This window comes from Anabaena subtropica FACHB-260 (genome assembly GCF_014697105.1).
Classification (GTDB): Bacteria; Cyanobacteriota; Cyanobacteriia; order Cyanobacteriales; family Nostocaceae; genus Trichormus; species Trichormus subtropicus.
In genome coordinates this window covers 1-9,721 of sequence record NZ_JACJRF010000082.1, presented here as the reverse complement: position 1 = coordinate 9,721, position 9,721 = coordinate 1, and the positions used below count along the sequence as shown (strand labels likewise).

General features: G+C 40.3%; 7 protein-coding genes and 1 pseudogene. All 8 read right to left on the bottom strand.

Annotated elements, in window-relative coordinates; genetic code table 11:
- Positions 1–302 precede the first annotated feature (302 nt).
- Positions 303–1,811, bottom strand: a complete 1,509-nt coding sequence (locus tag H6G18_RS24125) for a cryptochrome/photolyase family protein (protein ID WP_190409619.1) — start codon at positions 1,809–1,811, stop codon at positions 303–305.
- 8 nt (positions 1,812–1,819) lie between these two features.
- A complete protein-coding gene (locus tag H6G18_RS24120) occupies positions 1,820–2,074 on the bottom strand; it encodes a TIGR03643 family protein (RefSeq protein ID WP_190409618.1) in 255 nt (84 codons plus the stop codon).
- Positions 2,075–2,101: 27 nt separating this feature from the next.
- On the bottom strand, positions 2,102–2,782 hold the full coding sequence (gene plsY, locus H6G18_RS24115) for a glycerol-3-phosphate 1-O-acyltransferase PlsY (protein ID WP_190409620.1): 681 nt from the start codon (positions 2,780–2,782) through the stop codon (positions 2,102–2,104).
- Positions 2,783–2,878: 96 nt separating this feature from the next.
- The gene (locus H6G18_RS24110; RefSeq protein ID WP_190409617.1) at positions 2,879–5,068 is read right to left on the bottom strand and encodes a GumC family protein; all 2,190 of its coding nucleotides are present in this window, start codon (positions 5,066–5,068) and stop codon (positions 2,879–2,881) included.
- Between the two features lie 407 nt (positions 5,069–5,475).
- On the bottom strand, positions 5,476–6,816 hold the full coding sequence (locus H6G18_RS24105; protein ID WP_190409616.1) for a polysaccharide biosynthesis/export family protein: 1,341 nt from the start codon (positions 6,814–6,816) through the stop codon (positions 5,476–5,478).
- A 37-nt stretch (positions 6,817–6,853) separates the two neighbouring features.
- Positions 6,854–7,588 (bottom strand): cyanoexosortase B system-associated protein, encoded by a 735-nt coding sequence (locus tag H6G18_RS24100; RefSeq protein WP_190409615.1) that lies wholly within the window; start codon positions 7,586–7,588, stop codon positions 6,854–6,856.
- 246 nt (positions 7,589–7,834) lie between these two features.
- Positions 7,835–8,728: a cyanoexosortase B gene (crtB, locus tag H6G18_RS24095; RefSeq protein WP_190409614.1), complete on the bottom strand. Its 894-nt coding sequence runs from the start codon at positions 8,726–8,728 to the stop codon at positions 7,835–7,837.
- A 115-nt stretch (positions 8,729–8,843) separates the two neighbouring features.
- Positions 8,844–9,614 (bottom strand): annotated as a pseudogene (locus H6G18_RS24090) (DegT/DnrJ/EryC1/StrS family aminotransferase); the annotation flags it as partial.
- Between the last annotated feature and the right edge of the window lie 107 nt (positions 9,615–9,721).

Here is a 9,721-nt window from a genome sequence, read left to right as displayed (position 1 = left end):
GTTATGTTCATTGGTTTGAGGAGATAATGTTATGTTGACTATTTTAGGACTTTTGGAGTTAGTCTAACTAAGAATGTAAAGTTTTGTATCAGCTTTCAACATTTCTGTGTATATTGCTTTAGCGTGAACATTACAAGCTAAAAAAAAGACTGATAACTTAGTAAAGTTATTATGATGAGTAAATATATGGGTTAAACATAGTATATAATCCAATTTTATTAGAATTAAATAAATACTAATGGCTGCTTAGAGTTGTTTAGAATCATAAAGTAACACTGCTGATTTTTTTAAATTGCCAATTCTCAAGTCGGCATGATATCAGTCCACCATTTTTGTGCTTGTTCGCGGATAGACTGTAATTCTTCCGCAGACATTTTATTTAAATTATTTAAAATAAAGCTCATCCGTCCTTGAGTTTGTAGCTTATTGCGTTGTTTATCTAGAAAATTCCAATAGAAAAAGTTAAACGGACAAGCATTTTCTCCAATACGTTCTTTATGAGAATACGCACAATTTTTACAATAGTCACTCATCTTATTTATATAATTAGCAGATGCACTATATGGCTTTGATGCTAACATTCCCCCATCAGCAAATAAACCCATGCCAATTACATTTGTCTGCATCACCCAATCATAAGCATCAATAAAAGCAGCATGGAACCAACTCTCTACTTCTTGGGGTGATATTCCAGCAATCAGAGCAAAATTACTCAACACCATTAACCTTTGGATATGATGAGCATATCCTGTGCGTTGGACTTGGGTAAGAATTTGGTGCAAACAATTCATTTTTGTTTTACCTGTCCAGAAAAATTCTGGTAAAGGTTTTGTATGGTTAAACCAATTTTTATGTGGATAGTCTACATCTACATAATGATAAACACCACGCATATATTCCCGCCAACCTAGCACTTGACGGATAAAACCTTCTACACTATTTAAAGGTAATTGGTGTTGTTGATAAGCTTGCTCTGCTGCTTGAATTACTTCTAAAGGTTGGAGTAAACCAATATTTAGGTAAGGAGAAATCATGGCGTGCCATAGGGTTTCTTCTCCTGTTACCATTGCATCTTGGTAAGGGCCGAAATCAGATAGACGATGTTGAATAAACCAATCTAAAACCTGTAGTGCTTGACTGCGATTCACCCCCCAAAGGAAGGGTTCTATTTCTCCGTAGGTGGGAATCGGGATAGACTGAACTTTGGCAATGACATCTTGTGTAATTTTATCTGGCTCAAACCATTGTGTAGGGGGTGTATGTAACTTGCTTTTTGGTGGTTGACGATTTTCTCTATCTAAATTCCATTTTCCCCCTACTGGTTTATCTTGCTCCATTAATATTTGGAAACGCCGCCTACCTTCTCGGTAAAAGTCTTCCATTAATAGACGCTTACGATGTTTAGCCCAGTGATTAAATTCTTCTGTATTCCACAAAAAATGATTATTAGGAATTAAACTAATTTTACAAGATAATTCTAAATTTTGAATTAGCTGTATAAAGGGGCGATCGCTAGGAGTCATCACCCGTAATTCAGTTATTTGATTTGCTTTGACCCATTCTTGTAGTGGTTGAGCAAAATCATCAGCTATTGTATAAGTAATAGAATATTTTTTTTGGTGCAGTTCTTCAGTAAAATGCCGCATTGCTGACCACACTAAAACCAGCTTTTGCTGATGATAAGGGCGAATTTGAATATGTTGTAATGATTCGATAAAAATTACAGGTAAATTTTCCTTTTGAGAACAACTTTGTAATGCTGCTTGTTGTTCCCAAAGTTGGTCGCCTAATATCCAAACTCCAATGGTCATTTTTAAACTTATGTTTTTTGATTATGTGACTTAAACCTACCTGCAATAAAATCTCGTTTCCCTAAATGCTTGGTTTGGCGTTTGTTAACTCGTTCTCGCCACATCCGAAAGCTTGATTCTTTCATTTCGCGTTTCATGAGAGCAATTACCTGTTTCTCTAACAGGCCAAATTGAGTTTCAATTGCCTCAAAGGGAGTTCTATCTTCCCAAGCCATTTCAATGATGCGATCTATAGTTTCAGTATCTAATTCTGGTAACTTCATGATGTGAGGAGTGGGGAAGAGAAATTTTTAAGCGCTTTGTTCTGGTTCTGTTGTGATTTTCTGTCCAATTTTGGGTTCTGTACCTGCAAGTAAACGCTCAATATTACTACGGTGACGCAAAATTACATATAACCCGCCAGCAATACCAAACAGAATGTAGGGTAAGGGTTGATGCAAAACTACCATGACAATAGGAACCGCGATCGCTCCCATGATGGAACTAAGTGATACAATCCGCGATATTGCTACAACAACGGCAAACACACCTAATGTTGCTAAACCCACTTGCCAATTCATGGCTAACAAAATCCCTAAGCTGGTAGCGACAGATTTACCACCTGTAAAGCCCAAAAAAATCGATTTACTATGCCCTAAGATGGCGGCTATACCTGTTAAGGTGACTAACCAAGGTTGCCACAGTTTTACATCTACCGTTGTGGGAATCAGGTTTTGACTGGCAGCGAAGTTGAACAAGTAGTAAACTAGAGCGATCGCTAATACTCCCTTTAAGCAATCAATTCCTAAAACAAATGCTCCTGGCCCTTTACCCAAGGTTCTCAGAACATTGGTTGCTCCGGTGGAACCTGAACCTACTGCACGGATATCAATACCTTTGAGTTGTTTGACAGCAATATATCCTGTGGGGAAAGAACCCAACAGGTAGGATAAAATTACTACTGCACCACACAAACTTAACCAGAAACTCATCATTAATTCACAAGAATCAATAGTTTATACTCATAGTCTATGAGTTTGTAGGTGTCAGGTACAATATCACATTCAGAGTTTTTTATTGTTCACCCATCAGTTGTGACTGACACCAACAGAAATTCCTTCTGATTCTTCCCTGATTTCTCTTTCTTCTCCAGATGTGTAATCTGACAAGTATTCGGCAGAGGGTGGTAACGAAACAGTGATGTCAGCCCCGTTGATTATGACTCCTACTAACCCTAGTTCTGCTTCCACTAGCTGATCGATAGCTTCAGCCAGCATACTGTCTTGTGTATAGTTGACTCGTGATACAAGCACTATGCCATCGCTATAGGGTTGAATTAGCAAAGGATCATTGGATATACTTAATGGGCTTGTATCTAAAATAACCAAATCATAGCGCTCTCTCACATCTTCCATGAGCCGCCTCATCTCACTTGACTCCAATATGGCAGCAGATTGACGCACAGGCCCAGGGCTAGGGATGATGTATAAATTTTCGACTTCAGGCACTAAGCGGATACATTCACTTAAGCTGCCATAATAACGCAGTGGTTCAAGAGTGGCATCCTCGTCGGGAGAAACTCTCAGGGATGAAGAGCGTGAAGGCGATCGCAAATCTGTTTCGATAATTAAGGTTCTTTTGCCAGCACGGGCGGAGGCTACACCCAGGTTATAAGCACTGGTTGTTTTACCTTCCTGGCTACTGGTACTAGTCACCAAAAGAACCTTTAAATTTCTCCCCCCCATGCGCCGTAAGTTACTGCGTAATTTCTCATAAAACTCTAAATATACAGAATCTGGAGAAAGAATCACAGGTAAGGCATCTAGGGGTAAATCGTCCACTGGTAATAAAGGTATTTCTCCCAGTAATGCCACTTCTCGTTGTTTGAGGCTGTCTTTGATCGCCTCTCTGGTTCGGAGTGTACCTTCTAAGGAACCCAACAAGAAGATTACCCCACCACCAACTAACAATCCTAAGAAACCACCCACACCCAAGGTTAAGGGGACGCTTTTTGGTTTTTTGGCATCAACTGCCACTACGGGGACTTGAGAAATGCTAAAGCTACTAACAGTCTCTGCCTCGGCAGTTTGAGCATCTGTTAGCTTGACCTGCATTTGATCATAAACTGATTTCTTCAGTCCGACTTCCTGTTCTAGGCGCGATCGCTCTAATTGTTTGTTTGGTATTTGGGAATATTCCTGCCGTAATCTCTGTTCGTCTCGTATTTGCTGCAATAATTGTTGTTGCAGTGTTTCTTTTTGAGTTTGCAAAGCCACCATCTGGTTTGCTAACTGTTGTCTTGCTGGATCTAGACTGCTTTGGGTGCGGATACCAGTGATATTTCCGGCTAAGGGAGCTGCTGTCCCGCCACCACCGACGACTTCAGATGCTCTTTGCTGGAGTAATTCTTCAGTTGCTTGTTTTTGACGTTGCAACTGAATCATGTTTGGGTGTTCTGGACGTAAATCTTTACGGAGTAAAGCTATTTGTGATTCTGTTTGATAAATTTGCGATCGCAAACCTGCAATTATGGGATCTGCACTCAAAGCTGAGGAAACATAAGATTGACCTACATCTAAACCCAATTTATCTTGCAAACTGAGAATTTGAGCCTCTATCCCGGTAATAGTTTGGCGGATTACCCGTTGCTGATTTTGACTACTTGTAACAGCGCCCAGTAAACTACCATTTTCTGCGGCTAATATAGCTGGTCGCTCCCGGCGATCGTACTGTTCTAGCCTTTTCTCGGCTGCTTGTAGTTCAGACCTAGCCTGTGGTATGCGTTCATTAATTTTTTCAATAATTGCGTTTAATCGCCCAGTATTAATATCACTACTGAGCTTAACCATTGATTGCATCAGTTCCAGCAATACTTCTTGCGCCCGCTTGGGATCGCTATCTTTATACGCCAGAGCAATAACATTAGATTCTAATTCTCCAGTACGTGGGCTTCTTCTTGGTGGTGTAATTGCCACATTAGCGCCAATAGTTCTGGCTGGAATATTCATTTTTGCCGATATACCGTCGATCACCTGATCTGATAGCAGAATTCGCTCGTTTAATTCCTGACCTTGTTGCTGAATTTCGCTACCTGTAGCAGAAAATGATACTGGGGGTCGAGAGTAAGTCAGTGAGCCAGTTGCTGTATAGGTGGGTGGTGGTTCTGGTTGGATAGCCACAACTGTTGACCCCGCTAAGACTAAAGCAAAGCTGGCTAATCCAATCCATTTATATTTTTCAAAAGCAATAATATAGCTCTTAACAATTGGTGGGGTCACGTCGCTTCACTCCGAATTCAAAATACCCTACGGCACGGCTTGCGCCAACACAATTTAAAATTCATGTCCCCATAAATATACTTTGGGGCTTTTATCCTCTTGTTCTCCGGTCATCAAAGAGGCATATAGAATTAATGAAAATTTATGCGGTCAACGGAAATATAGTGTGATGTTTACTAGCTATTATTCATCATTTATGATCCATTCGTCACCTGAATTCCTTAATTCTTTATTTTTTGGGATCAATTATGAATGCAATGGCAATCAAAACTGTCTTTGGGAAATTTTTTAGATTAAATAATGCCATTGTTGAGATTTTTCTCTTTATCCTCCTATTTGCTCTACTTAATCAGCGTTTGCGTAAAGTTCCGTAGGGATGGAACATTTTTTAATTGCCAGTCCCCACCCTACCTGCCGAAGTTGTCAAAAAAGTTGAGGAATGAGCGAACATTGAAGAATGGTTGAGTAATAGTACTGAGAAAATTTGTAATCCTCCCAACCAAGTTTCGTCCAACTACAATAACATCATTATCTTGCAGTGGCACATTTTGAGACGCGTCACCTTCTAAGGCTTTTTTCCCATCCAGCCTTTGCGTAACTGCTCTACCACGTTCAGGGTCAAAGCGGACTAAGGCAATATTTCTAACGTTAGCAGTATCAAGATTAATTCCCCCTAAGGCATCTATAAAAGTACTACCATTAGGCAAAGCTTGCGTTACAAGACCTCCCGCAGCGTAATTCAAAACCCGGACTCTAATTTGTGGTGTAGCCAAGGTTGAACGCGCTACTAAATTACGGTCATAACCGTCCTCTGTACCGATTTCACGGCGAGGAATAACTAGTGAGTCACCATCTTGCAATCTCAAGCTAGGTATTGAGCCATCATTTTGCAACGTAGCATACAAGTCAATCGTTTGCGAAATTGCTGAACCATCCACTAACCTCCGACGTACTTGCACTTGGCGTAAATCTGCGGTCATAGTAGAACCGCCAGCCACCAACAAAGCATCTCCAACCCTTGGTAATGCTGCATTCAGGTTATAAATACCTGGCCTAAAAACTTCACCACTAATACTTACTTGTACTGGTCTTGGGCTGGCTAGAGTAACAACCAAAAGCGGATCAATCAAAATTTTGCTCATACTTAAGCGAATTTTTTCTTGTGCTTCTTCCAAACTCAAGCCTTGTACAGATAATGTTCCCACTTGTGGAATGACAATGTTGCCTTCTGTATTCACTGGGGCTTGAAAACTAGCATCTGGACGCTGTGAAGACAAAGATAAAACAACTACAGGATCAATGACAAAACGATTCAGTAATGAGCGAATTTTTGCTTGTGCTTCTAGCAAAGTTAAACCTTGTAGCGAAACTGTCTCCAATAGTGGAACTATAATGTTACCTTCCGGGTTAATTCCGGCTTGAAAACTTAAATCTGGAAAGCGTTGAACAGAAACGCTGATAGCATCTCCTGGCCCCAGGCGGTAAGGTCCAGGAGGACGAGGGAACGTCACATTGATGACATCACCTGGTCCTAGTAAGTAACGAGTGAACTGGGGAGAAGTTTGGTTATTTGTATTTTGGGGTACAGTTTCACTCTCTGGTGGGGGTGTAGGAAATAATTGCTCAGACGAGGGTAAAGTTTGAGCAATCACAGGTTGAAAACTTGTAGCGAATAAAACACTTACTTGCAAACTTGCCAGGGATAGGGCGCTAAATGCACGCATATAACCACTAAAATCTCTTAACATGACTGAATTTAGAATATACCGCCAGGAGTCATTGCCATCACGAACTAATCTTTAAAGGCCCTGCCATTAATGTGGATTGTACTGTTTCACCAATAGACTGGGCTAATGGCCAAGTAGTTTCCACTTGACCCAAAGGCTCTATGGGAATGAGAATGCTCACAGCTACCCACGGAGCGCGATTTTTTTGCAATTGAGCTAATTGATCTGCCAGGAACCAGCGAACAGGAGAGGGATATCCAGCATTTGGTAATGCGTACCATTGCAAGACCGCAAAGGTTTCCTGATTAGTAGAGGCCCGAAAGAACGTAGCGTCTACCTGAATTTTGTCATTCCCCTGGGAATTGGCAGGTTGTGTAACGGTAAATTGGGCTGAACGCGATTGTGCTATGTCCCATTTTCCCCAGCGCAATTTTCCCCAACCACTAACATCTGTCCACTCTACTTCTGGTTGGTTTTTCGAGCTATTTTGCGGCAGTAACAGCAATATTGCCAGATTTTTGGAACCTTCTTGCTTAACAACCTGCAAAGACCATTTATTTTGACCAATGGTTTGTTCTGCTTGATCAGTCGTCTGCCAGCCTGGTAACTTTAACCCTTGATTACGTATTTCCCTCAAGGAATTGAGGTTAGCAAGAGGCGGTGGTTGTTTCCATTGCCAGCGTCCGCTTAGATATCCGGGGATTGCTCCCACGGTCAATAGTAGTAGGAACAACAAAAGCACTACTAAAGTAGTCAAATGCTTTTGTTTGAGAAGCTTAGATAAGGGAATCATTAGTAAAAATTGCTATATTTACGCAAAATTTTACTGGAAAAAATGACACTGTAGGTTCAGTAAAATCGACAGTCTATCTAAGTTTATACACTAGAATCTGCACAGCAAGTTTATTCACTGTGTTCATGTATATGAAATCTTGATAAATTTTTTCTTCCGAATACCCAGAACGGGACAGATAAAAATCTGAGCATTAAAGTCTAACGCTCAGATTTTTCATAAATATTTATTCACAAATGGAATTTGTTAACTCTCTATTTCTGTTTGAGTGTCTAGAGATTCAGAAAAATAATCATTCATCCAATTCAAAATTGGTATTAAAGACAGTAGCATCAAAGCAGAATAGAGGTCGCCTCCCCAACTGTCATGTAGCCATTTAAAGGCTGTTTCTTGACCTGTGCCATGAAAAAAGCTGAGTATAGTGTTACGAATGATGTTAGCAATTACACTAATGACCACAGCAGTTGATAAAAACCAAAGAGTTGCACGGCGTGAAGACAAAGCATCTGTCCAATACAGCAGCATCAAACAAACGTAGATTGTTGTAAACAACATTTTCAAGCCTGCACAATAGGGAGCAACTTCGACAATTCTGCCAGCTACGTAGATATTGATACCATCGACAACTGCGTTCATGCCAAACTGATTCAGAATGAAACCTGCTGTACCTGCAATGAAGCTTTGCAAAGGGAAAGTATAAGGAGCTATCAGGTAAGGTATTGCTGTTGGAGTAGCTAAAAATAGTAATAGTAAAGGGAAGCCTTGTAACTTTAACCCAGGAAAACCCTTGAACCACAAGCATAATCCTGCCAAGATTGTGGGCAACGATATATTAACCCATTCGGTAACACCAGTTAAGTAAAAAACTCCCCCAATCACAAGTAAAGTTGCTCCTAAGGGATGGGTTTTGTTTGGTAGACGTTGCCACTTTTTGCGGTTTCCCCAACTGAGATAGGCTGCAAATGGGATACCAATAATACCATGACTGAAATATTCGTGTTCTATGCTAATGCTTTTGTTCAGCCAACCATCTAACCAATGCAGCAAAATGGGGGTATATAGCAGTGCTAAAAGACCTAAAATGCTTATACCCAGTAGTTGGTCTATATTTCGGGTTCTAATTTGTTGCTGAAATGCCATAACCTTAAGCAATTCAAATTTAAGGGTTTGAAAGCATCAAAATATGAATGCAAATCGATCAATTAATTTAATCCTGACTCCTAATGAAAATTTTCATGGGAATTCAGCACTAAACTTATCCTACTGTAGTTTCCTTAGTAGTGGATGCTGGTTTTTCGGTAAAATCTCCCACTATCTTGGCAATAGCTGCGACAACTTCTCTAATTTGACTTTGGCTTAAACCAGGGTACATGGGTAAAGATAATATTTGTTTTGCTAGTTTTTCGGATTGGGGAAAATCTCCGGGTTTATAGCCTAGATTGGTAAATGCTGGCTGTAAATGACAAGGAATGGGGTAGTGAATGCCAGTTTGAATCCCTGCTGCTGTCAGTTGTTCTTGGATATGCTGTCGTTCTACAGGACATGAATCGTCAATCTTAATCACGTAGAGATGATAAACATGACCTGTATTACTTTGGTTTTGTATAGGAGTAATACCAACTGATGCTAATGGTGCTAATTCTAGATCATAAGTTTGGGCAACACTGAGGCGATCGCTATTCCATTGAGGCAAATGAGGTAATTTTTCTAGCAATACTGCTGCTTGTAATGTATCTAAACGGCTATTTGTCCCCATTTCTATATGTACGTACTTCTGGGATGAACCATAATTCCGTATACGGGCAACTTTACTGGCTATATCTGCATCTTTAGTTAGTAATATCCCTCCATCACCCAAAGCACCTAAATTCTTGCTGGGATAAAAACTAAAAGCGGCGGCTGTTCCCACAGAACCAGCTTTATATCCTTCTCTGTAGGCTAAGTGGGCTTGGGCTGCGTCTTCAAATATTAACACCTGATGGGTATCAGCAAAGTCTAGTAGCTGCTGAGGGGATACCATTTGTCCCAGAAATGTTGAAAGCTGATACAAAACTTTACATTCTTAGTTAGACTAACTCCAAAAGTCCTAAAATAGTCAACATAACATTATCTCCTCAAACCAATGAACATAAC

What these genes read in the sequence shown, in the direction of transcription:
- H6G18_RS24125 (WP_190409619.1), bottom strand. Translation starts at nt 1,811, where the DNA reads ATGACCATTGGAGTTTGGATATTAGGCGACCAACTTTGGGAACAACAA.
- H6G18_RS24120 (WP_190409618.1), bottom strand. Translation starts at nt 2,074, where the DNA reads ATGAAGTTACCAGAATTAGATACTGAAACTATAGATCGCATCATTGAA.
- plsY (WP_190409620.1), bottom strand. Translation starts at nt 2,782, where the DNA reads ATGAGTTTCTGGTTAAGTTTGTGTGGTGCAGTAGTAATTTTATCCTAC.
- H6G18_RS24105 (WP_190409616.1), bottom strand. Translation starts at nt 6,816, where the DNA reads ATGTTAAGAGATTTTAGTGGTTATATGCGTGCATTTAGCGCCCTATCC.
- H6G18_RS24100 (WP_190409615.1), bottom strand. Translation starts at nt 7,588, where the DNA reads ATGATTCCCTTATCTAAGCTTCTCAAACAAAAGCATTTGACTACTTTA.
- crtB (WP_190409614.1), bottom strand. Translation starts at nt 8,728, where the DNA reads ATGGCATTTCAGCAACAAATTAGAACCCGAAATATAGACCAACTACTG.